The sequence below is a fragment of the Halalkalibacterium halodurans genome (assembly GCF_005671335.1).
GTDB classification, from domain to species: Bacteria; Bacillota; Bacilli; order Bacillales; family Bacillaceae_D; genus Halalkalibacterium; species Halalkalibacterium halodurans.
On record NZ_CP040441.1, the window covers coordinates 4,216,629 to 4,238,448 of the forward strand.

At 38.1% G+C, this 21,820-nt stretch carries 19 protein-coding genes, 4 pseudogenes and 1 riboswitch; of the genes and pseudogenes, 14 read left to right on the forward strand and 9 right to left on the reverse strand.

Going from position 1 to position 21,820, the window contains the following annotated elements; genetic code table 11:
• Window positions 1–237: 237 nt before the first annotated feature.
• Window positions 238–1,017: a PmeII family type II restriction endonuclease gene (locus FED51_RS20450; protein WP_053432387.1), complete on the forward strand. Its 780-nt coding sequence runs from the start codon at window positions 238–240 to the stop codon at window positions 1,015–1,017.
• A 67-nt stretch (window positions 1,018–1,084) separates the two neighbouring features.
• Here the strand turns inward: FED51_RS20450 and FED51_RS20455 are convergent, their stop codons facing one another.
• Window positions 1,085–2,428: a DNA cytosine methyltransferase gene (locus FED51_RS20455; RefSeq protein WP_338035670.1), complete on the reverse strand. Its 1,344-nt coding sequence runs from the start codon at window positions 2,426–2,428 to the stop codon at window positions 1,085–1,087.
• 156 nt (window positions 2,429–2,584) lie between these two features.
• A complete protein-coding gene (locus FED51_RS20460; protein ID WP_053432389.1) occupies window positions 2,585–2,812 on the reverse strand; it encodes an HTH-like domain-containing protein in 228 nt (75 codons plus the stop codon).
• Window positions 2,813–3,450: 638 nt separating this feature from the next.
• Here FED51_RS20460 and FED51_RS20470 point away from each other — a divergent pair.
• Entirely contained in the window at window positions 3,451–5,253 is a 1,803-nt protein-coding gene (locus tag FED51_RS20470; protein WP_053432390.1) for an ATP-dependent nuclease, read from the forward strand.
• Between the two features lie 291 nt (window positions 5,254–5,544).
• Here FED51_RS20470 and FED51_RS20480 read toward each other — a convergent pair whose 3' ends face one another.
• Window positions 5,545–5,868: a hypothetical protein gene (locus tag FED51_RS20480; RefSeq protein ID WP_138091054.1), complete on the reverse strand. Its 324-nt coding sequence runs from the start codon at window positions 5,866–5,868 to the stop codon at window positions 5,545–5,547.
• 311 nt (window positions 5,869–6,179) lie between these two features.
• On the opposite strand from FED51_RS20480, the gene FED51_RS20485 reads away from it, so the two are divergent.
• Window positions 6,180–6,791: a helix-turn-helix domain-containing protein gene (locus FED51_RS20485; protein ID WP_053432392.1), complete on the forward strand. Its 612-nt coding sequence runs from the start codon at window positions 6,180–6,182 to the stop codon at window positions 6,789–6,791.
• A gap of 299 nt (window positions 6,792–7,090) precedes the next feature.
• On the opposite strand, the gene FED51_RS20490 is transcribed toward FED51_RS20485, so the two are convergent.
• Both FED51_RS20490 and FED51_RS20495 read right to left on the reverse strand, forming a co-directional pair.
• Window positions 7,091–7,396, reverse strand: coding sequence for a nucleotide pyrophosphohydrolase (locus tag FED51_RS20490; RefSeq protein WP_010900121.1), 306 nt, complete (start codon window positions 7,394–7,396; stop codon window positions 7,091–7,093).
• On the reverse strand, window positions 7,393–9,036 hold the full coding sequence (locus FED51_RS20495) for a DUF2075 domain-containing protein (RefSeq protein ID WP_053432393.1): 1,644 nt from the start codon (window positions 9,034–9,036) through the stop codon (window positions 7,393–7,395). Before FED51_RS20495 ends, FED51_RS20490 begins: the two co-directional genes overlap by 4 nt.
• Window positions 9,037–9,304: 268 nt before the next feature.
• Between FED51_RS20495 and FED51_RS20500 the strand changes: the two genes are divergently transcribed.
• The 4 genes and pseudogenes from FED51_RS20500 to FED51_RS21280 all read left to right on the forward strand — a co-directional run.
• Window positions 9,305–9,472, forward strand: coding sequence for a helix-turn-helix domain-containing protein (locus FED51_RS20500; RefSeq protein WP_083445668.1), 168 nt, complete (start codon window positions 9,305–9,307; stop codon window positions 9,470–9,472).
• 16 nt (window positions 9,473–9,488) lie between these two features.
• On the forward strand, window positions 9,489–9,938 hold the full coding sequence (locus FED51_RS20505; RefSeq protein ID WP_338035671.1) for a PH domain-containing protein: 450 nt from the start codon (window positions 9,489–9,491) through the stop codon (window positions 9,936–9,938).
• Between the two features lie 406 nt (window positions 9,939–10,344).
• Window positions 10,345–10,467: pseudogene (locus FED51_RS21805) on the forward strand (transposase); the annotation flags it as partial.
• 45 nt (window positions 10,468–10,512) lie between these two features.
• Window positions 10,513–10,637: pseudogene (locus FED51_RS21280) on the forward strand (ATP-binding protein); the annotation flags it as partial.
• A 144-nt stretch (window positions 10,638–10,781) separates the two neighbouring features.
• Window positions 10,782–10,886, forward strand: a riboswitch (SAM riboswitch).
• Window positions 10,887–10,916: 30 nt separating this feature from the next.
• Here the strand turns inward: FED51_RS21280 and FED51_RS20520 are convergent.
• Entirely contained in the window at window positions 10,917–12,554 is a 1,638-nt protein-coding gene (locus FED51_RS20520; RefSeq protein ID WP_138091072.1) for an IS1182 family transposase, read from the reverse strand.
• A 373-nt stretch (window positions 12,555–12,927) separates the two neighbouring features.
• Between FED51_RS20520 and FED51_RS20525 the strand changes: the two genes are divergently transcribed.
• The gene (locus FED51_RS20525) at window positions 12,928–13,746 is read left to right on the forward strand and encodes a transporter substrate-binding domain-containing protein (RefSeq protein ID WP_138091057.1); all 819 of its coding nucleotides are present in this window, start codon (window positions 12,928–12,930) and stop codon (window positions 13,744–13,746) included.
• Window positions 13,747–14,003: 257 nt separating this feature from the next.
• On the opposite strand, the gene FED51_RS20530 is transcribed toward FED51_RS20525, so the two are convergent.
• Together FED51_RS20530 and FED51_RS20535 are read right to left on the reverse strand one after the other, a co-directional pair.
• Window positions 14,004–15,176, reverse strand: a complete 1,173-nt coding sequence (locus FED51_RS20530) for an IS256-like element IS654 family transposase (protein ID WP_010896492.1) — start codon at window positions 15,174–15,176, stop codon at window positions 14,004–14,006.
• A gap of 126 nt (window positions 15,177–15,302) precedes the next feature.
• Window positions 15,303–16,414, reverse strand: a protein-coding gene (locus tag FED51_RS20535) for an IS3-like element IS655 family transposase (protein ID WP_134228893.1) whose coding sequence is annotated in 2 segments (ribosomal slippage) — window positions 15,303–16,165 and window positions 16,165–16,414 — 1,113 coding nt in all. Because the reading frame shifts where the segments join, the coding sequence is not laid out codon by codon here.
• Window positions 16,415–16,488: 74 nt separating this feature from the next.
• Here FED51_RS20535 and FED51_RS20540 point away from each other — a divergent pair.
• The 6 genes and pseudogenes from FED51_RS20540 to mmuM all read left to right on the forward strand — a co-directional run bounded on the left by FED51_RS20540 (window position 16,489) and on the right by mmuM (window position 21,289).
• Window positions 16,489–17,106 (forward strand): amino acid ABC transporter permease, encoded by a 618-nt coding sequence (locus FED51_RS20540; RefSeq protein ID WP_138091060.1) that lies wholly within the window; start codon window positions 16,489–16,491, stop codon window positions 17,104–17,106.
• Window positions 17,103–17,216 (forward strand): annotated as a pseudogene (locus FED51_RS20545) (amino acid ABC transporter ATP-binding protein); the annotation flags it as partial. The gene FED51_RS20540 and the pseudogene FED51_RS20545, both read left to right, overlap by 4 nt.
• A 154-nt stretch (window positions 17,217–17,370) precedes the next feature.
• Window positions 17,371–18,879, forward strand: a complete 1,509-nt coding sequence (gene istA, locus FED51_RS20550; RefSeq protein ID WP_134230280.1) for an IS21 family transposase — start codon at window positions 17,371–17,373, stop codon at window positions 18,877–18,879.
• Window positions 18,879–19,609 (forward strand): annotated as a pseudogene (gene istB, locus FED51_RS20555) (IS21-like element helper ATPase IstB). The gene istA and the pseudogene istB overlap by 1 nt, the downstream one beginning before the upstream one ends.
• Before the next feature lie 43 nt (window positions 19,610–19,652).
• The gene (locus FED51_RS20560) at window positions 19,653–20,309 is read left to right on the forward strand and encodes an amino acid ABC transporter ATP-binding protein (protein ID WP_053430107.1); all 657 of its coding nucleotides are present in this window, start codon (window positions 19,653–19,655) and stop codon (window positions 20,307–20,309) included.
• Window positions 20,310–20,353: 44 nt separating this feature from the next.
• Window positions 20,354–21,289 (forward strand): homocysteine S-methyltransferase, encoded by a 936-nt coding sequence (gene mmuM / locus FED51_RS20565; protein WP_053430106.1) that lies wholly within the window; start codon window positions 20,354–20,356, stop codon window positions 21,287–21,289.
• Window positions 21,290–21,441: 152 nt separating this feature from the next.
• Here mmuM and FED51_RS20570 read toward each other — a convergent pair whose 3' ends face one another.
• Window positions 21,442–21,819 carry a VOC family protein gene (locus FED51_RS20570; RefSeq protein WP_053430105.1) on the reverse strand — a complete coding sequence of 126 codons (378 nt, stop codon included), beginning with the start codon at window positions 21,817–21,819 and terminating at the stop codon, window positions 21,442–21,444.
• Window position 21,820 lies beyond the last annotated feature (1 nt).

The following is a 21,820-nucleotide window of genomic DNA, read 5'->3' on the forward strand; positions in this document are numbered from 1 at the left end:
AAGGTTTTACGCCAGTGGAATAAGTAAAATTGGCGAGCTATTCGTTTTACATCAAGAGAAAGCGGCAACAATGGCTTTGAACTGCCCGAGTGTTAGACACAATCTAATCTTTGGAATGCAGTGGTGTTCCTTTCCTAAAATTCGCTTCAAATAATCTATAAATTTGGAAACAATGTCTATTATTACTGGTAAAATAGTGCTAAGATAATATATATTTATATAAAGGGGGAGATTACAATGACACAACAAAAGTTAAGTGAATATGAGTTAAATGAAATTATCCAAAAGGCTAAAGATTTTTTTAAAGAGGAAATTGTGCCAAGTCATAGGACAAACACTTTAAAGCTCAAAAAGTTAAAGGAATTTAATCTCAACCCCTTTTTAGACAAATATAAAGCTAGTTTCCTAAGTGGAAATGATGACTCAGAAAGTATTGCTAGAGCATTGGTATATCCAAGGGTTTTGGGAACTTCAATAAATACAATTTTTGGGGAAAGATTACAAAAGTTTTGCAGTGAGGTTTTAGAGGGCTTTGCATCTACTACTTCTGGAATAGATATTGAGTTTGTAGATAAGGTTGATGGTAGAAGAAAATACTGTCAAATAAAGGCCGGGCCAAATACAATCAATAAGGATGATATTGAGACAATTAAAGGGCATTTCCAGGGAGTTAAAAACTTGGCTAGAACTAATAACCTGATCATTGGACTTAATGACTTAGTTGTGGGAGTCTTTTATGGTACCCCTAACGATTTAAGCAATCATTACAAGACAATAAACCAAGAGTTCCCAGTAATTGTAGGGCAAGAGTTTTGGTACAGGCTGACTGGTGAGTTAGACTTTTATCAAAAGCTAACTGATGCTATTGGAGATGTAGCCTCTGAGGTTGATGGCTCAGAAATGATTGAGGAAGTCATTAAAACATTAGCAAATGAAATAGAGGAGACTTTAAAACCAGAATGTTTAGATCCTATTATAAAAGCAAAAAAGAAAGAGAATGGGGAATCTTTAAGCTAGGGGGGATTCTGTTTAGAGATCCCCCTTATAAAAGCACCGTTTAAACTACGTTGATTATTTTCTAAGCTTAACTTATTTGATTTAGTACATTAACTATGGACAAACCTATTGCCTTTGCCATGTTAACAGGTACAGCATTGCCAATCTGTTTGTAAGCATTAGCAGTAGAACAATCAAACTCCCAGTTGTCAGGAAAACTTTGGATTCTTGCATACTCTCTTACCGTAAAAGGCCTCGTTTCATCAGGGTGGCATCGTTCTGTTTGTTTTTGAGCTGGCGAGCAAGTAAGGGTTAATGATGGTTCATCCCATGATAACCTTCTAGCCATACCTGTTCTGCCTCCTCCTGAATAATAGCTTTTTCCCATGTATTCTTTAGCTATATCATCAGGAAGGTCTCTCCAGTAACCACCAGGAGGTACTAGATCCAGCACTCTCTTTTTTTTGTCAGGATATTTAACTCCATCAGATTTAGGAACGTCCTTTAAAACATCACCTAATGTAAGCTGATAACCATATGGTTGTGGAAATGAATAACTTAAGTTGTGTTTTTCTACTAAGTCATTTCTAATACCTACAAGTACAATTCTTTCTCTTTTTTGAGCTACATCATAATCCAAGGCTCTAAGCACATGCCATTTAACTGTGTAACCAATATCGGAAAATACTTTTAACATTAGAGCTAGTGTTCTTCCGTCATCATGATTAACTAGACCTCTAACGTTTTCAGCTAAAAACATTTTAGGAAGTAGCTGCTTTAATGCCTGAGCGTAGTAATAAAACATTGTTCCTCTTGCGTCAGACAAACCCATCTTCTTTCCTGCGTAACTAAAAGCTTGACATGGATACCCACCTGATAGGAGGTCTAACTCCCCCATAGGGATATTTACATAGTTTCTAATACCTTCCTCAACTACAGTAATAATATCCTTATTAACTACATTCCAATTAGGCCGGTTCTTTCTTAGGGTTTGACAGGCATGTTTATCAATTTCAACAAGACCTTTTGAGTCGAATCCTGATTTTTCCAAACCTAGTGCTAGTCCACCTGCCCCTGCGAAAAGCTCTACCACTGAGTAATCTCTTTTAGGAGTAATTCCTCTAACTTCTATAAAGTCCTCTCCTCTATAATCATCAACATTTATTTCTTTATTTTGTGTTTGCTCTGCTAAGGCGTCAGTATCATCTAAGAAAGGTAAGGAGATCTGTTCAGCGTCTATTATGTCCTCTAAGTTAACGTCCAACACCTCACATAGCTTTAAAGCATTGGATTTTATGGGATTAAAACTAGGGGAGAGCAACATTGAAAGTTGGTTTTTACTGATACCTAAAAGCTTCGCTAATTCCTTCTGAGTAGACAGACCTTTATTTTTCATATGTACTCTAACCTTATCTTTACTTATTGCATACAATTTATAACCCTCCACAATAGTTAAAATTATTTTTAACTCTCATAGGGTTATTATGAATTTTTATCTTCAAGATGTCAACAAAATAGATTATGAAATAATCTAATGTTTTTTTCACCGGTTTACTGGTAGTTACAGATTCAAAGTTTTATATACATATCAAGCTTTAAATATCACATACTTTGAAAGATTAACACCTTTTTTGACCTCTGCCTTATACGATTCCTTTATACCAGCTGATTTTACAATTTCTGATGAGCTGTATTTATTTCTTAAAATAATGTCATCATATTTAATTCCAAAAAGATGAATGTAAGTTGCCTTTTCATTATCTGGAGTAGACTTATACATGCTTCCTAAAATCTTGCCAAGCTCATTTATAGACAATTAACTCACCTCAATTTTATTTTACACTAGTAATGCTGGAAATTAGAACAATTAAGACTATGACGGAAGGTATTTCAAGGGGACTACATCAGCCAGAAGAGAAATATTTTATTTATCGGGAACTCCGGCACTGGGAAGAGACTTATCGGTAGCCTTAGGACAAGAGGCCATTGATCAGGGACACAAAGAAAAATACTGAACAGGTGCTCGAATGGCCAACGAATTGTTGAAAACACAAGGAGAGAAAAACTTCTTCAACTGGAGGTGCAATGGCTAGTTGCAGATCTCACCATTTATTAACGAACTAGCTATATCCTTTATCACCAACTTGCAGTGGAGTTAATGTTCCAATTCTTTTCAACTCGGTATGAGAGAGGAAGCATGATCATCACAAGCAACCGAGAGTTTGACCGGTAGAACCGAAGTATTTCATGATGAACAGATGACCGCCGCCTTGTTGGAACGAGTGACACACAATCCCCACATCATCTCCATGAATGGAATGAAATATTTTAAAATTTGTTGTATAAAAAACATTGGGTTTGATAGAATTAAATGGTATAAATAGTTGGTTTTTGTTTACTTTGATAGTTTAACTAATGGAGTTAAAATGCTTGTCTATAGAGGGGGAATTTAATATGCCTAGAAAGAAGACTGAAGCAGAAGTTACTTTAGAATCAAGGAACCCAGCTGTTCCTAGACCGAGGTTAAGTAAACTAATTGTAAAGAACTTTAGATGTATTGGACATAAGCCAGTTGAAATTGAGTTAGATGATATAGTTGTCTTAGTAGGTTCTAATAACGCCGGGAAGAGTACTATACTAAAAGCATACGAAATAATCATGTCTCATGGATCTAACGCATGTAAATTAACTCTCGATGATTTTCCTAATGGAGAGATAGTTGAAGGCTTTTATCCTGAAATAGAATTGCATACTGTGGTTCATGATAATAGTCCAGGTGAACGATGGATTAGAGTTGATAGTGAAACACAAGAAAAATATGTCCGTGAACAATGGGTTTGGAAGGATGTTGGTTCACCTATAAGAAGAGGTTATGATGTTGAACAAGGAGAATGGTCTGAAAATGTGCCATGGGGAGCTCCTAATGTAGCAAATTCTCAAAGACCGCAACCGCATTTAGTAGAAGCCTTTGAAAACCCTGAGAAACAAGCAAATGAAATTATAGATATCCTATCTTCAATTATCACAGATAGAGTAAAAAGTATGTCAAAGAGCTCAGAGGATGTTGAATCCGATTATGAAAAATTATTAAATAACATTCAGAAACTGCAAGAACAAATTTTAAATGATTCTAAAGTAGAAATAGAGGAGGCAGAGGGAGAAATATCAAGCCTTATCAGCGATGTTTTCCCTGGATATAAAGTTAAATTTGATGCTAGACCTCATGATGAAATTGATAAGAGCATAAGTCTTTTTAAAGCAAAATCTCAGCTTTTGATGGGACCTGAGGAAGGATATCAAAGTTCAATTGCGAAACAAGGTAGTGGAGCAAGAAGAACCTTATTATGGGCTGCATTACGTTTTGTTAATGAAACTCAGTTAAAAAAGAAAAACAAAAACGAAAGACCTCATGTGTTGCTTTTAGATGAACCTGAGCTTTGTTTACATCCTAGTGCAATTAGAGAAGCATGTAAAAGCCTCTATGATCTACCTAAAAATAAAAATTGGCAGGTTATGGTTACTACTCATTCGCCTGCATTTATTGATTTAGCTAGAGATAACACTACCATAGTGAGAGTGGAGCGTAGCGAAAATGGGGATATAAAAGGAACAACATTGTTTAGACCAAGGAGAATTTTACTTGATCCAGATGATAAGGGCAGGTTAAAACTACTAAATATGTTTGATCCCTATGTTGCAGAATTTTTCTTTGGAGGTCATTCAATTATAGTAGAAGGAGATACAGAGTATACGGCTTTTAAGTATATTTTAGAGTCTGCACCTGAACTCTTTAGAGGTGTTCATGTTATCAGGGCTAGAGGAAAAGATACTATCGTATCTCTAGTTAAAATCCTAAACCACTTTGACTCATCTTACTCGGTTCTCCATGACAGTGATAGACCGTTTACTAAAAAGAAGAAGGTAAATGGTGAGCCAAAGAAAAATAAGGCATGGACGGCCAATGAAAAAATTATAGATACTGTTAAAAAGCATACCGATCCAAGCAAAGTAAGGCTTTTAGCATCAGTGCCTAACTTTGAAGAAGCATACTTTAACGAGGAAGTAAAAGGGGAAAAACCTTATAATGCACTGATGACTTTAACCGGGAACAAAGAGGCATTCGAAAGAATTAAGCAGTTGCTTCAAGCTCTTGTAGATCATACATCTCCCACCCCAGAGGGATGTATAGAGTGGGAGAATACATCAGAACTTCTAACCGAATTGGAGAAGCTAGGTACAGATGAGATAATTGAATAATTATAACAGAAAGAAGTGCTATTTTAGCACTTTTTTCTGGCTAAAATAGAGAGTGATAAAAAGCAAACCTCATTTAGATTCATTACGCTGAGCAGTATCATAAGTGAGGATGGCGTGGAAAAGAAACGTCAAAAACTCATTGAAACTAGGGGTGGTTTTAACAAATGGAACCTCGAATAATCAACGATCAAAAGAAGTAAAGCAAAGAACAACATTTGGTCACTGGGAGCCCACAATGGTTTAAGAAGGATTGTATCATATTGAAGCTAATCTAAAGAGGAATGGATTTTTCTAGTCACGCTTTGTACTTCTCTCGTCAATTAATATGCCGAATTTCTTCAGCTCTTGATGGATCATGAAGCTATCTTCAATGCCTTGACGATAAGCAAACTCCTGTAATAAGGCTCCTGTGAATATCCAAGCACCTTCTAAGTCGTCAAGCAGGGTTCTTTGGGTTTTTGTCGTTAAGGCATCTCTTAATTGGTTAAATGCTGTTGTCCTTTTTACATCAGCCGACGTATATTCTGGATCATTCGCTGCTTTCTCACGAGCCACTTGATGAATACGTTCCTCCATGATACAAATAAATGCTTTTTCAATAACTGTTTTCTTCATTGCTTTATAAACCTCCTTAGACTAATCCCCCCTTATCATGAAGGGACTGCGGATAATATGGTTAATTCCGAATTTTAGATAGCATTATGAAGGGAATCGGTTTCTTGTCTGTGATGCACTTTTCGTTTCACACACCTCCTTTTTAATTAGATTACAATTTGTTTTGATTAGAGTATTGGTTATTTTGAGCTTTAGTTACATCATATTACCAATATGATTTCTTGTCAAGGCATTTTGGATAGACTTTTGGTTATAGTAATTAGTTATGATATTATTGGATAAGGTAGTATATAAGAAAGGAGCAATCCTTTATGGGGTTCATTCATTGCAATTTAAGGGTTCTAATGGCTGAGCGAGGTCTTAACATTCAAAAAGTAAAGGATAAAACATCATTATCAAGGACAACTATATCTAATCTTTACAATAATAATGGAGCCGGTATACAGTTTGATACGTTAAAACAATTGTGCGAATTACTAAAATGCCAACCAGGTGATCTGCTTGTTTACATAGACATTGTTCCAGAATTCAAAGTGATAACGGAAGAACCGAACACAATAATAGAAGAGGAAACACATGGTGTAGGTGATGAGGAAAACGGCCATGAGGATGTTTCGAGTATCAAGACCGATTTAGACATTTACTGTAAGCTAAGATATGAAGGAAATACTCACGACTTACAATTTCAAGTAGAAATCAAATACGAAATTAATGAAAATAAAAATATGGAACGTTTAAATGTTGGGATATCTCCTGAGTTTGAACATCAATTATACGAATTAAAGCTTCCCCCACATGCTGTGTCTTATGTCTTTGATGAATTCGATGCGTTTTTAGTGAATTGGGGCCATGATTGGTTTAATGGCAAAGAGATTGAAGGGAACCCCAATCTAACGATTAATCACTACGATTTGCCAAAATAACAGACAAAGTTTTTATGCTGATTTTAATATAAGGAATGACTCCTTCAACCCTGACTGGCATGATAGGAAGCGTTGGATTGATAGGCCTGAAACATTTCGGAGAGGGTAATAATGCACTCCTTATAACATTCTCATCGTTTGTAATGGGCATGAGCCAGTGGATCAAAAAGCTCCTAACCATCCAAATCTTGAATGGTAGGAGCTCCTTATCTTTTAAACTCTCAATCAGCACTCACTTGTAAAAGGTAATCTTCAATCTGCTTTATTAACTTTTCTGCTCTCTCTTGGCTTAGTGTACTCTAATGACCAACCGGATACTTCTTTCCGTTCTTCACCATCTTTTCTTCCACAATCTCTTTTACATCTAACCCAAGATCGGAACATAGCATGAGTGAGTAGATCAAAACATCCGCGATTTCTTCACGGATGTTTTCTTTATTTTCCTTAAGTGCTTCTTCACTGCTGATCCATTGAAAGTCTTCTAGTAGTTCTGCTGCTTCGATGGAGATCGAGATGGCGAGATCCTTTGGGTTATGATATTGTCTCCAGTTTCGTTCATCTCTAAATTCATTGATTTTGTTAATCAAGCTTTGAATATCGCTCATGACCGTTTCCCTCTCTTTAGCTCAACTAGTCGCTTTCTTAATTTAGGGTCTGTCGCATAAATGTATAGGCCGTGGATGCCACGCTTCATCAGGACATTAATGGAATTTAAGATGATTTCCTCTTTAATTTCTTGGTTCTTTTCAGGTGTTAGATCTGTTCGTGAAATGAATGCGCCTGTATCTTTGTATTTAGAAGGGTCAATCACTAGTTCGTCTTTGTCTTCATCATAGCTCACAGAAGGGCCGAGAACAACGCCAACGTAATTGAGATCAAATCCTTGAACGGTATAAATAGAGCCAACCTCTTTAATGGAATTCGGACTCTCAGCCCACGTTACGTTATTCTGAGTGCTATTCCATGGCATGTTAATTCCTTCTTCATCAACAATGTAGGTCTTATTGTCTTTTTTATGTAAGTAATCAAAGGTCGAGACAATTCGTGAAAGACCATATTGATTGTTCTTACTATCTATTGCTGCTTTGAACGTCGTAGCATCTTCAAAAATTTTAAGCTCAAAGGAAGAGTCTTCTGACGGTAAAGGGAGAACCTTCTTTTCAACAAATCGGTCAATCCACTGGATTGTATCTGGATTGGCGTTCATTCTCATTTGGTCTGTAAGTTTTACCGTTTTCGCATGATATTGATGAATAATTTCTTCGAGCAATCGGTCGTTCCAATAACTTTTAATCTTTAGGACTTGTTTTGGGTCAAAGATGACGATAGTGATTTTACTGCGTTTAATAATCTCATCCAGTTGGTTTTGATAACGGAAATTGTTATAGGAGTCTTCCTTTGTCAGAAGCAGATGAGCTTCGTCAACTAATACGATATCAGCTGTTGTTCCCGTTTTGGTTTTCTCGTTAATAAATGGTGTTGGCTTCATGAGGCTTCTTTTCTTCAAGTTCGGTAAGCTGTTGGCTATACTTTTATATGTCTTCAGCATCTCACTGTGATTCACTAGCAAGTAATTATCAGTGTCTTTTAATAAAGAGCTATTATCCTTAGCCAAATCTTGAATCGTGTTAAATAGAGAGCTTAACAGGACGCTTTTACCTGTGCCAGCATCACCTTCTATGACGATGACATGATTTCCTTCTTTTTGTATATGTTCTTTACAGAAGTCGAGAATCTCATTCTTTATATCAAGCTGCTGTGGCGAGAGCTCCTTATAGGGAGATAACTTATAGATATCTTTGTTTCTAAGGTTTTCAAGGGAATCGCTCACAATTTTCTCATCTCTAAGCCTATCCCAAATGACTTCAAAGAGCTCTTCGTTATAGAAGGGCTTCTGATAGTAGTTGTGCATTTCCCTTGATCTAGTCTGGCTTACGTTTTGCAGCTGGTAATGGTTATCTGCAATAAAATAGTTAATGAGATTGGACTCGATGTTGTATGTGGCAGACTGATTAAATTTCTCATGCCCAATCAAAATCAAGCGACTCAAACTTCTGCGCCTTTTATCCTCTATATGATTCTTCAACCGTCTTGTTGGTTGAACGGTTTGCCCAATATATGCTGTAGGCCTCTTTTTCTCATTATAGAGGATATACACAATCGGATAGTTATGTAGATGTAGTTCCTTTACAGTGTGCACATGATCGAGAGTAAATTCTCTTTTTTCAAATACAAGTCCATTCATGATCGTAGCCTCTGTATCTTTTTTTAAATAATTGTATCATATTTTTGATAGGGTATTTAACAATATATGCCATGATGGATATTTAAGAAAAAACAGATAGTCTATCTCGCATCTGGAGATCTAATAACACCGGGTGATTGTTTTTTAGACGAGACTTAAGTGGTAACAGATGAAGAAGGAACTTGTAGGTTGAAATAGTATATTCTTAAGTACAACCTATTCACCTTTTACGATAAAATTATGGTCGAGAGTAGAGGAGTGGTTGTTGGTGTTGAAAAATCATTTGCGGGTTGTGATGGCCCGTCATCGGATCAATAATCTAACCGAATTGATGGAAATTACGGGCTTGAGTCGTAATGCGTTGAACAAGCTTTGGCATGATACGGATGTTGAAAAGTGGGAGAAGTTATTTGTGAAAACCATAATTCGGAAATAATAAGAAGGATGTGACTATGTTAATGGTTTATCATTCAAAAACAGATACTTTTTCTATAACATTTATATTCTTATCGATCTGGATAATAGGGGCTTTATCACTGTTTCCCTTCATATCATCATTCTCAACTATCATTACTATGTTGACTATCTTTATTATTTCAGCGGGTTTAATATGGTGGTACGCAACTTCTATTAAGTATGTTTTCTATAAAGATTATCTAGTAGTTAAAGGAGGGCCATTCAAAAGTAAAATTCCTTATCAGAGTATAACAAGGGTTTCTCCAACAACAGAAAAATTCACTGGTTATCGAATTTCATCATCTGATAAGGGGCTTGAATTATTTTATAAATCAGAAACCTATGGTAGTATCAAAATTCTACCCGAGGATAAAATGAAATTTATTACAGATTTAAAAAAACGATGCCCTAATGCACAAATTCCACAGAATCAAATATTTGAATAATTGGTTCGTTTTTTCTTTTTCATCCGATGACCAACTGTATATAAATAAGAAGGAGCCCGTAATAGATAATCTTGTGCCGATGAATACAAACCTGAATCGTTACGGGGAGTATAGGGCCCTAGAAAGGCGATGGGAACAGTGGGTATGAAAGAATTGGTACGGAAACAAAAGGGATCAGTTTTTATGATCAAAATAATTTACCAGAATTTTCTTTGAATAGAAATACAGAATCTCAAATCAAATGCTTTTTGATTTTTTAGAGAATCCTAATAAAGAAGCAACCTTTGATTAATTGTATTAACTATACAAGTGTTTTCGCTTACTTTTAGAGAACGTGTAGGCAAAAAACAATTAACGTGATGAAAAGAGTAAAGCACGAGAGCCCAAGGTCAGTGTCCTAACAGTCATTCATACATTTGGGCGTGATTTAAAATTTAATCCTCATCACATCCATACATTGGTGACAGCAGGGTCATTAGACAATGGATCGGTTACACTAAATTGGGACAAGTTTGTTAAGGTGCTCTACACTGAAATCAACTATAAAAAGCAACGCCTCGTTTCTTGCTTTGAAGATCAAGGAATCACAACAGCTATTTTAGATCGTTTACTTCATGTGTGGAAGTCATCCATGGTGGAGAGAATGAGGAAAGTCATCGGATGAAAAACCGGAAAAGCATATTTTCAGCAGAAGTGTAAAAGGAAAACGAGCAAAAAGTGTAAAATTCAGCTTGACGTCTACATTTATAAATGCAGGTTTATTGCAAATCATTGTCAATAATATAAATAGTAATTGACAGTAGACTGATTATTAAATAATATCATAATATACAAAAACTGAATATCTTATCATGAGAGACTGAGGGACAGGCCCTGTGACGTCCAGCAACCATCATTTTTATGAAAGGTGCTAAATCCTGCAGAATGCTTCATTCTGAGAGATAAGGTTTAGATAAAAAGGGGCTGTCTCAAAAGCCCTTAAAAAGAAAAGCCTGAAGTGACATTTATAAGTCGCTTCAGGCTTTTTGTCTCCGATGATCGGTTTATCTCTTCCTGAAACAGGCGGATGGTCTTCGCCTGTTTCAGGAAGTTGTGGGCGATTGCGATCAGCCCAAACTCAATGTTCACCTTGTCAAGGCCACGAAGGTGAAAACGACGGAACGACCGATTGCCCTTGATATGACCGAACACGCTTTCGACCTCTGTTTTCCGTTTTCGATAGGTCTTTGCGCCTTCTTCCGTATCAAGGGCTCGTTTCATTTTTGATTTTCCTTCTTCATATACCGGATTATAGTGAATCTGGCGATTGCCTTTCGCTTTTGTACAATCCGTCTTGAATGGACACCCGGTACAGTCTTCACATTCATATATTTTGAAGTCTCGTTCGTATCCGTAGGCATCCGTTCGTTTGCGGTAGTATCGAAAAGTCACTCTCCGGTTATTTGGGCATATATAGGTATCATCATGTTCCAAATACGTCCAGTTCTGTACCTTCCATGGGTCGTTCCGATAGACCCGGCTTTCTTCTTTTCTCATCGTATGATAAGGGATGAGGGCATCCCATTCGTTTTCAGCGATATATAAATAGTTGGGCTCACTTCCATAACCAGCGTCTGCGATTAGCTTCTTTGGAAAGGGGAGTTGGCGTTCTTCAAGCATACGAAGGTGTGGAATCAAACAACGAGTATCTGTTGGGCGTTGATGAATGGAATAACCGACAATGAATTGATTTTCGGTCCCTGCCTGTACATTATATCCGGGTTTCAGTTGACCGTTTTTCATATGATCTTCCTTCATACGCATAAATGTGGCATCTCGATCGGTTTTGGAGAAACTATTTCGATCACCGAATGTCGCTAATTGATCTTCGTATCTTTCTAAGCGTGGCAGATAGTCTGTGTTTAACTTCTTATGTAATTGGCGCCAGTGACGAGCTTCCGCTTTTTTCTCTTTTTTCAGAACCGGATCTTGTTCGTCATGAAGGGCTTGTTCCGCTTGATTCGCCTGTTTTTCCACTTGAGTGACAGCTTCACGTAACTGTTCAGAAGTCACACGCTTGTTTTCCCCTTGATCATTCTCTACCTGCTGGTTATCGGAATCAATCGTCTCTTCAATGTGGGCGAATAATTCTTCGAGCTTGTCCTGTAGCCGCTCCTTATACTTCTGGACGGACTTTTTCCAAACAAACGTATATCGATTGGCATTCGCCTCGATTTTGGTTCCATCGAGAAAGTAGTTGTCCATGGTGATGTAGTTTTGGTCGAGCAGTAACTGAATGAGGGACGTAAACAATGGCTCAATGATGTCTTTCATTCGTTCCGAGCGAAAACGATTAATGGTGCGGAAATCTGGTGTTTGACGAGCGGCCAACCACATCATCGGAAGATGTTCACGCAGGGACTTGGCAATGTCGCGACACGAATATAATTTTTGCGTGTAGGCATACAAAATGATTTTCGTCATCATCTTTGGGTGGTAGGCACTCCGGCCGCCACCTTTGTATGGGGCGTAGAAGAGATCTTCATCCACCATTTCCACCATGTCATTCACCACACGCGCCACATGGTCTTCGGCGATGAGATCGCTAAAATCCATTGGAAGGACTAATTGGTCCATGTTATAATGAATGAAAGTAGCTATAGAGTTACTCAAAAGAATCGCCTCCGTTTTCTTATTTTGTTTGTGTGGGTACTTACATTATAACGAACGGGGCGATTTTTTTGTATTCAAAAGGGCTGCCCATAAGTCAATCATTTTGACTTATGGGACAGCCCCTTTCTTTAGTGTTTCAGGCACGCACACCCTAGGGTGCAAGTATTAAACTGTGGAGTGGACGGCGATATCGGCTAGGGAAACCAATCTAGTCACCAGATTGAGAATCATTTTTATAATCACCGTAATAATTTATGGAATTCAATAGAATGTAGTATCTAACATTCTCGAATTTTCATTAATTATAAGAATTTACTTACCTAAAGGAGTTTGAAGAATGAAAATAAAAATACGTTTATTTCAATCAATTATTGCACTAGTAGGTTTGACTGTAATCATGAATGGTTGTTCTTCTAAAGAAACAACAGCAGATGAAACTGAGGAAAAAGTCATTTTAGTTGGGACTCAAAATGATTATCCTCCTTTCGCCTTTGCTGACGAAAATAATGAACTTACAGGATATGATATTGAAGTTGTGAAGGAAATTGATAAAAAATTAGATGGATATACATTTGAATTTGTTGCAACACCTTGGGATAGTATGTTTCTTGCACTCGAATCTAATAAAATTCAGGCTGTTGCTGATCAGATAGCTAAAACACCTGAACGTGAAGAAAAATACTTGTTTACTGATGAATCTTATTTTGCAGCAGAAACTGTGATTGTCGTGAAATCTGGTAGAGAAGATATTCAAACGTTAGAAGATTTAGAAGGGAAAAAAGTGGGCGCTTTAGCTGGTGATTCTTATACCTTATTGTTAGAAGAACATAATGAAAAGGCAGATAACGGTATTATTTTAGAATATAGCGAAAGTGGAAATCCTTCAGAAATTTTGCAAGATGTACAAAATGGCCGCGTGGATGCCTATGTGAATGACCCTATTATGATCAATAACGTTTTAGAAAAGTATGACCTAGATGTAGAAATTGTGGGACAGTCTCTAGTTAATGATGACATGGGAATTGTATTTAAAAAGGGTGAGCAGGGAGAGGAATTAAAGGCGCTAATTGATCCGATTCTAAAAGAACTCAAGGAAGATGGTACTTTAGCTGAGCTCTCAAAAAAATGGACTGGTGGAGAATATATCCCTGAGTAAGTTTGAAGAAGGGAAGATAACATGGAGAATTTACTAGATATTAATTATTTAATAGAAAGCTTTCCTTACATTATTGCACGTCTGCCTATTACAGTTGGAATAGCAGTAGGTTCACTAATATTGAGCTTATTTATTGGGCTTGCCAGGTACTGTCAATAAGTTTGTGTAACGGTCTTAGGGTACTCCTCGAATAGGGTTTCTAGCTTATGACTGTCCCTCTGCAGAGGGACAGTCATAAGCTGCTCGTCGCTCCTTGATTATGGCCCGGAGTAGCGTTGCTTGAACATTTCTTGTAAAGCTTCGTAGGCCTCACCAAAACCACGAAGCCTACGTGTCGCCCAGCGTTCGTTATAGTCAATCGCTTGGAGATACACGATCTTCTCCGCCGCTTTCTCATTGGGTAAGCTGTTCATCGTTTTCGTACGTTTCTTTATTTCTTTCATTGTTCGTTCGATAATATTCGTCGTGTAGATCATGGGCCTGATCGTAGAAGGATACGACAAGAACGTCAAAAGGACATCTAAGTCCTTCTCCCAAGTAGCCACCACTTTTGGATAACGCTTTTGCCAATTTTCTTTAAACTCCTTAAAGCGGTTTTTCGCTTCCTCATACGTATTGGCTTGATAAATCGGCTTGAAGTCCTGGGCAACGGCTGGTTGATCTTTCTTCCGAACAGCGTGTAAGGCATTTCGCACCTTATGAACCACACACCGCTGGACATCTGCCTTTGGATAGACGGCCTTCATCGCTTCTTCTAGCCCAGCTAAGCCATCAAATACACCAAGGAGGACTTCTTCTAAGCCGCGGCTATAGAGATCGAGAAGAATGTTTCGCCATCCATTCGCACTTTCTTGACCCCCTACATAAAAACCTAGGATTTCTCGGTAGCCTTCTTCTGTTACGCCAACGACAAGGTACACCACTTCATTCGCCACATCCTCTCGGCGTAGCTTGAGGTAGGTCCCATCTAGATAGAGCACGGAATAACGCTTTTTTAGGGGCCGCTGTTGCCACTGAGTGATATCTTCTGTCACAACATCTGTCACTTGACTGATCGTTGATGCTGAGTATGAGTGACCCAGAATCTTTTCAATAAAGTGACCGATCTCACGTGTGCTAACCCCTTTTTGATACATGGTGATGATGGCTTCTCCTAGCCACTCTTCTCGACGTTGGTATGGAGAAAATAGCTCGGTTTGAAAGGCATTTTGGCGATCTCGTGGAACGCGTAGATTCTCCAGTCGGCCATATCTTGTATCCAACTGGCGAGTGTAAAAGCCATTCTTTTGGTTTTTTAATTCTGGATGTTCATGCGTAAAGAAACTTTCCATTTCTTCTTTCATGATGGTTTCGAGCTTCTCTTTTACAAATTCACGAACCATAGAATCTAATTGATTTTCAAATGTACTTTGTCCTATACTAGTACTCATAGGTAGGGCCTCTCCTCTCAGTTGGTTTAGCGGTTAACTAGAGGGTACCCTACCTCTTTTTTTGATTCAACGCCTTTACACAAACTATCGTACATCTGGAATGTCAACACTAAATCGGACAATTATTTAAAGGTTCATTAACTTGTATTCAGTCGGTGTTAAGTAATCTAATGATCCATGAATTCGAATAGTATTGAACCAGTGAACGTAGTCAAAAAGTTCAAGGTCAAGTTCCTGTTGGCTAGAAAAAACCGCACCACGAACGAACTCTGTTTTGATCGTCTTAAATGTGGCTTCTGCGACGGCGTTATCATAGGGCGTTCCTTTCTCACTCAATGAACGCTCAATGCCAAAGGTTTCTAATGCCTGATCGATAAGTTTGTTCTTAAACTCACTTCCTCTGTCCGTGTGGAATAATTCGAGGCGCTGAAGATTGTATTTAACCGATGCAAAGGCACGTTGAACTAACTCAGCACTTTTATGAGGACCTGCGCTGTAGCCAATAATTTCACGATTATATAAATCTACTAATACACAAATATAATGCCATTTCTGTTGAACACGTACGTAGGTTAGATCACTGACAACGACTTTCAGTTCTTGCTCCTGATTAAACTCCCGGTTTAGTGTATTCCCAATTTCTGATTCATTACAGCTTGTTTTTGCTGGTTTAAACTGAGCTACTGTATATTTGGAAACCAGGCCCTGCTCCTTCATAATCCGCCCAATACGGCGTCTTGATACAGTCCAGCCTTTCTTTCTTAGCTCAATTTTAATCTTTCTTTGGCCGTAGTTATCACGGCTGTTCTTAAAAATATCAACGATCAGTTCCGACAACTCTTCATCCTGGTCGTCTCGAATTTTTGCTTCATAATAGTACGTACTTCGGGCCATTTGCAGGACATCGCACATTGCTGATACCGAGTATTTGTGGCGGTTGTTCCGAATCACATCTACTTTCGTCCCATGATCAGCGCGGCTTGCTTTAAAATATCATTCTCCATGGCAAGCTTTTGATTCTCTTTCCGCAGCCGAATCAACTCTTCCTGTTCGGGTGTACGGTTGTCTTTTTCTTCAAAGGATCCACTGTTCTGGTGCTGCCGAACCCACTTATCAAAGGCAGAAGGCGTCAGCTCGTATTCTTTGATAATTTCTGCACGGGGCTTGCCAGAAACATGAAGTTGAACGATTTGATCCTTAAATTCTTTTGTATAGCTTCTTCTCGGACGCTTGGTCATGTTTGATTCTCCTCAGAGTTTATTTGAATCAAGTGTATATGACCTTAACGAAACTGTCCAACTAAGTGTAACCTATTCAATCATCGCTTGCCACAGCGCTTATAAAAATATATAAAATTCCCGTATTGAGGGTGTTTTCTTCTTTATATGTTTCTTTCATTAGAGGAACACCTCTATTAGTTCAACTCTATCTTGTATTCTACGGAATACCAAAGGTCATATACTTTTTACAGTCTGAATACGGGTGGCTTATCAATTTAGATGTTAATATTATAGCCCCTGAAGTATATGCACTTTTAGCATTTTCAATTAATTTAGGTGCTTATTTGTCTGAAACAATCCGGTCTGCGATTGAGTCAGTCGATCGAGGGCAATTTGAAGCGGCTAAGGCTATAGGTATGAGTCCTACACAAATGATGCTTAAAATTATATTTCCGCAAGCATTGACAGTGGCCATACCTAATCTCGGAAATATGTTTATTACAACGATAAAAGACACCTCTCTTGTTTTTATTATTGGTGTTATAGACATCATGGGACAAGCTAAAATACTCGGTTCTCGTGGTTTAGCATTTTTTGAAGTATATATTGCTGTATCGATTGTTTATTGGATCGTTTGTATTATAGTCGAGAGATTGCTAGTTAAAATAGAGAAGCGCGCTCGCAGATATGAAAGAGGGATTGCTTCATGATTAAGTTGGAGAATATTCATAAGTACTTTGATAAGCAGCATGTGCTAAAGGGGATTAATCTGACCGTTAATAAGGGAGAAGTTGTTTCGATTTTAGGACCGAGTGGCTCAGTGTTTATGGCAGAATAAAAATGTAGGTTATGGCATTCCTTTTATGCAGGCCCCCCGCGGGGGGCCTGCATAAAAAAAGCCACTTGCTAACACCCCAAAAATTCAATACACTTCCTGTTGGACCCAATAATCTGGCAGGAGGTAGTTTTAGGAGATGTTACAAGTGGACGAAATTAAGTATATCAGAAATGAAGTTAACTCAAAAGGGTATTCGTACTCAGATGTTGCGAGAAGAACAAACACGGATTTCCGCACAGTCAAAAAGTATGCCGATATGGACAATTTCCAACCGGAAAAGAAGAAGAAGAAAGCTCAGCCGGCTCCAGTAATGGATCCAGTCAAAGACATAGTTGATCAATGGTTGAGAGAGGATATGAAGAAGAAAAAGAAGTATCGAAGGACTGCCAAACGTATTTGGCAATTACTTAAAGATGAAGTAAGTTTCAAAGGTTCAGAGCGAACTGTACGCGGGTATGTCTCCAAACGGAAAAAGGAGTTATTGGAAGAAAGCGATGACGCTGCTCTTCCGTTGGAATCCAAGCCAGGAGACGCTCAAGTAGATTTTGGGGAAGCCCCTTTTAAAGTAAAGGGAAAGGTTATAGACCTGCCGTATTTGGTGCTTTCTTTTCCATACAGTAACGCATTCTTAGTTCAGGTGTTTGAAGCTGAAAATCAGGAATGTTTCCTGGAGGGCTTAAAACGGTTCTTCCATCATCTGCAAGGAGTGCCAAAAAGGATTCGTTTTGATAATTTATCCCCCGCAGTAAAAAAGGTTTTACCACAAGGAAAACGCGAGCTTACTGAGGGTTTCAAGCGCTTCGCTTTGCACTACGGGTTTGAGTATGAATTTTGTAATCCGGGTGCCGGCAATGAAAAAGGACATGTAGAAGCGATGGTTAAATATGCGAGGAATAATTTCTTCCTTCCGGAACGAACGGTATATCAGCTGGATAATTTGAATGATCGGTTATGGGAGGAGGCAGAAAAGGATCGAAACCGTCCTCATTATGAAAAGAAACAAGAAATTGCCAGGCTGTTTGAAGAGGACAAAGAAGCGTTAATGTATTTACCGCCGGAAGAATACTCTTGTGTACGCTATGAAACTCTCAAAGCAGACAAGTACGGCTATATCTTAGTAGATACGAAAAGGTATTCTACTTCCCCGCGCTTTGCCAATCAAAAGGTATTGGCTGGCATCACTTATAACAGGATAGATATCCTTTCGGACAACTATGAAGTGATTGTGAGCCATGAACGACTGTATGGAGAAGAATCAAAGTCGATGAAATGGCAGCCTTATCTGTACCTAATGGCTAAAAGGCCGACGGCGCTAAAATATACAACTTTCTATGATCAACTGCCCTTTAAATGGCAAACTTATCTGGAGGAATGTACTCTGGAAGAAAAGAAAAAGGCGCTTCAGTTACTCTCAGACCTTCTTAAAGACCATAGTCTGGAGACAGCTACAGAGGCCCTGGAAATTGCATCCGAGCGATGTCATCCATCCACAGAAACAATAAAGCAAGTCTTTCATCAGCTCATTCATGGCAGAGGCTCCAGAGAGACAGTAAGGCTAAAAAGTACAGTTCCAGTAATGCCAATAGCTGAACGAGGTATGAATCAATACGATGTCTTCTTCCAGCAGGAAAGGAGGAAGGCCTAATGCAGGAACAGATCCAAGAATATGCCAAGCGCTTAAAGCTAAGCTGGATTCGAGAGAACTACCGAGAGGTAGAAGCGGCGAACACAGAAGAATATTTACTGAAGCTCTTTGAAAAAGAAATAGAACAGCGTGAAGAACGAAAAATTAATCTTTTGTTCAAGGCGGCAACCCTGCCGAACGTATCCGGCAAACCTTTTGACTGGAAGGATATTCAGCTGGGGCAGGGGTTAAGTCAACAATCTCTCCTGGACGGTGAATTTATTGAATCAAAAGAAAACATGGTGTTTTATGGCGGCGTTGGTGCAGGAAAAACCTACCTTTCCACCCTCATTGGCATGAATGCGATACAAAAATATGGGAAACGAGTGAAGTTTTTTTTTATACCATTGCTTCTCTAGCCAATGAGTTATTAGAGGCGAATGACAAAGGAAATCTCAATAAGCTGTTTAAGAAAATCGAGAAGCTTGATCTTTTAATTCTGGATGAGCTGGGATATATACCGCTTCACAAACATGGGGCCGAGCTACTCTTCCAGGTCATCTCCTTGTGTTATGAAAAGCGGAGTATTATCATCACTACAAATCTGCAGTTTGGGCAATGGAATCATGTATTTGGCGACCCTATTTTAACGGAAGCCGTGGTAGATCGCCTGATTCACCACTCTCATTTAGTGATTTTCGGAGGAGATAGTAACCGAATGAAAGAGTCATTCCTTTTGAACAATATGTAAGGAATAAGTGTTATTAAGTGGCTGCAAAAAGGCTTGCCGTTTTATGCATTTTTCTCTTGCCAAATACAGTGGCTCAGGCAAATCAACACTATTACGTTGCATTAATTTCTTGGAGCAGCCTACAAGTGGATTCGTTGAGGTTAGTGATAAAAGGGTCAATGTGGAGTCAGCTAGTAAGACAGATATTTTGTCCTTAAGAACGTCGACAGGAATGGTGTTTCAACAAAATAATTTATTCAAAAATTTAACAGTGTTAGAAAATGTGATGATTGGTTTAACAAGTGTGAAGCAAATGAAAAAGAATGATGCTAAAAAGATAAGCATAGACATTCTTGAAAAAGTTGGTTTGGATAACAGGTTAAGTCATTATCCAGCACAGCTATCAGGCGGGCAACAGCAAAGGGTTGGTATTGCCCGGGCGCTAGCTCTTAATCCAGAAGTTTTATTGTTTGATGAACCGACTTCATCCCTTGACCCAGAGTTAGTGGATGAAGTGTTGACAACGATAAAAGGGGTAGCAAATGAAGGAAATACAATGTTAATTGTCACACATGAGCTTAATTTTGCTCGTGAGATTTCCGACCGTGTAATCTTTATGGAAGACGGAATGATTATTGAAGAGGGAACAGCTGAACAAATTTTTAATAATCCAAGTGTTGAAAGAACGAAGAAATTTTTAAGTAAATTTATAAGGAACTAATTATCATTTGAAAATGAAATTCGATTATGGAAGAAGGATATAAAATGAACCCAATAGAACGAATTTTGACTCACTTTCCTCTTATGATTTTAGATGGAGGCATGGCGACAGAACTCGAGAATTATGGGTGTAAATTAAATGATCGATTATGGTCAGCCAAAATATTAATAGAAAATCCGGAATTGATAAAGAAAGTTCATCTAGATTATTTTGAAGCAGGTGCAGATTGTGCCATAACGGCTAGCTATCAAGCTACTGTAGAAGGATATAGGGAAAGAGGCTTGAGTGAAGACGAGGCGATTGGTTTAATTAAAAAATCTGTTCAAATTGCTATTAAAGCACGAGATGAATTTTGGAGAATTGAGGAAAATCAATATGGCAGGCCTGAACCTATCGTGGCTGCTTCAGTAGGTCCTTATGGTGCCTTTCTTGCAGATGGTTCTGAATATCGAGGTGATTATTTATTAAGTGAAAATGAATTAGTGGCTTTTCATAGAAACAGAATTAGAATACTGGTTGAAGCTGGTGCTGATATCCTAGCGTGTGAGACCATTCCTTGTCATAAAGAGGCTAAAGCCATAACAAGGGTATTAAAGGAATTCCCTCAAGTTTACGCTTGGATTAGTTTTAGTGCACAAGATGACTTTCATATTAGTAGCGGAGAAAAAATGGCAGATTGTGCAAAATGGCTAGCAGAGGAGAAGCAAGTAGCAGCAATTGGTATCAATTGTTCTGCACCAAATTATATTGATTCATTAATTAAAGAAATAAAAAATAAAACTTCTAAACCAATCATTGTTTATCCGAATTCAGGTGAAGAATATGATGCATCGAGTAAGCAGTGGAACGAAATAACTTCAAATCAACAATTCACCACTAGCACTCAACGCTGGTATGAAGCGGGAGCTAGGATTATAGGTGGATGTTGCAGGACAACGCCTGAAGATATAAAAGCTATTAATGATTGGGCACGTAAATAGCTATAGATAAAGAGCATTGGTCATTCTACCAGAGCTTTATTATTTTGCCTTTTAAGTAGTTAAGGTGAACCGTATAACCAAATAATGGTATACGGCTAATTGAAATTGAAGGAGACCGTTCATGTGATTTAGACGGTCTCCTTTTAATAATCTTACACTTGTACTTCACTCATCAATGCATGAGTATTATCTTCTGTATCTTTAAAAAATACCATCCATGTTTCTGTTTGTCCCATTTTTGCTACGACATGTGGTTCATCGACAAAAGTAACTTCTTTGTCTGCTAAGCGCTCATAAGCTTCTTTAATATTAGTGACTTGAAAATAAATAACTGAACTTGAATTGGCGAATTCTTCTTTTTCAGGCAGGGATAACATTAGGCGTAACCCGTTGCATTCAAAGAAAGCCATACGATCAGTGTTAAATAAAAGAGACAGACCTAATTTTTCTTTATAAAAATCTAATGCTCTATTCAAGTCTTTAACAGGTACGCCAATCTGTCCAACTTTTTGAACCATTGTCGTTGCCATA

Excerpts from the sequence above, each read along its gene's own strand:
- FED51_RS20450 (WP_053432387.1), top strand. The coding sequence starts at position 238 with ATGACACAACAAAAGTTAAGTGAATATGAGTTAAATGAAATTATCCAA.
- FED51_RS20470 (WP_053432390.1), top strand. The coding sequence starts at position 3,451 with ATGCCTAGAAAGAAGACTGAAGCAGAAGTTACTTTAGAATCAAGGAAC.
- FED51_RS20480 (WP_138091054.1), bottom strand. The coding sequence starts at position 5,868 with ATGAAGAAAACAGTTATTGAAAAAGCATTTATTTGTATCATGGAGGAA.
- FED51_RS20485 (WP_053432392.1), top strand. The coding sequence starts at position 6,180 with ATGGGGTTCATTCATTGCAATTTAAGGGTTCTAATGGCTGAGCGAGGT.
- FED51_RS20490 (WP_010900121.1), bottom strand. The coding sequence starts at position 7,396 with ATGAGCGATATTCAAAGCTTGATTAACAAAATCAATGAATTTAGAGAT.
- FED51_RS20495 (WP_053432393.1), bottom strand. The coding sequence starts at position 9,036 with ATGAATGGACTTGTATTTGAAAAAAGAGAATTTACTCTCGATCATGTG.
- FED51_RS20505 (WP_338035671.1), top strand. The coding sequence starts at position 9,489 with ATGTTAATGGTTTATCATTCAAAAACAGATACTTTTTCTATAACATTT.
- FED51_RS20520 (WP_138091072.1), bottom strand. The coding sequence starts at position 12,554 with ATGGACCAATTAGTCCTTCCAATGGATTTTAGCGATCTCATCGCCGAA.
- FED51_RS20525 (WP_138091057.1), top strand. The coding sequence starts at position 12,928 with ATGAAAATAAAAATACGTTTATTTCAATCAATTATTGCACTAGTAGGT.
- FED51_RS20530 (WP_010896492.1), bottom strand. The coding sequence starts at position 15,176 with ATGAGTACTAGTATAGGACAAAGTACATTTGAAAATCAATTAGATTCT.
- istA (WP_134230280.1), top strand. The coding sequence starts at position 17,371 with ATGTTACAAGTGGACGAAATTAAGTATATCAGAAATGAAGTTAACTCA.
- FED51_RS20560 (WP_053430107.1), top strand. The coding sequence starts at position 19,653 with ATGCATTTTTCTCTTGCCAAATACAGTGGCTCAGGCAAATCAACACTA.
- mmuM (WP_053430106.1), top strand. The coding sequence starts at position 20,354 with ATGAACCCAATAGAACGAATTTTGACTCACTTTCCTCTTATGATTTTA.
- FED51_RS20570 (WP_053430105.1), bottom strand. The coding sequence starts at position 21,819 with ATGGCAACGACAATGGTTCAAAAAGTTGGACAGATTGGCGTACCTGTT.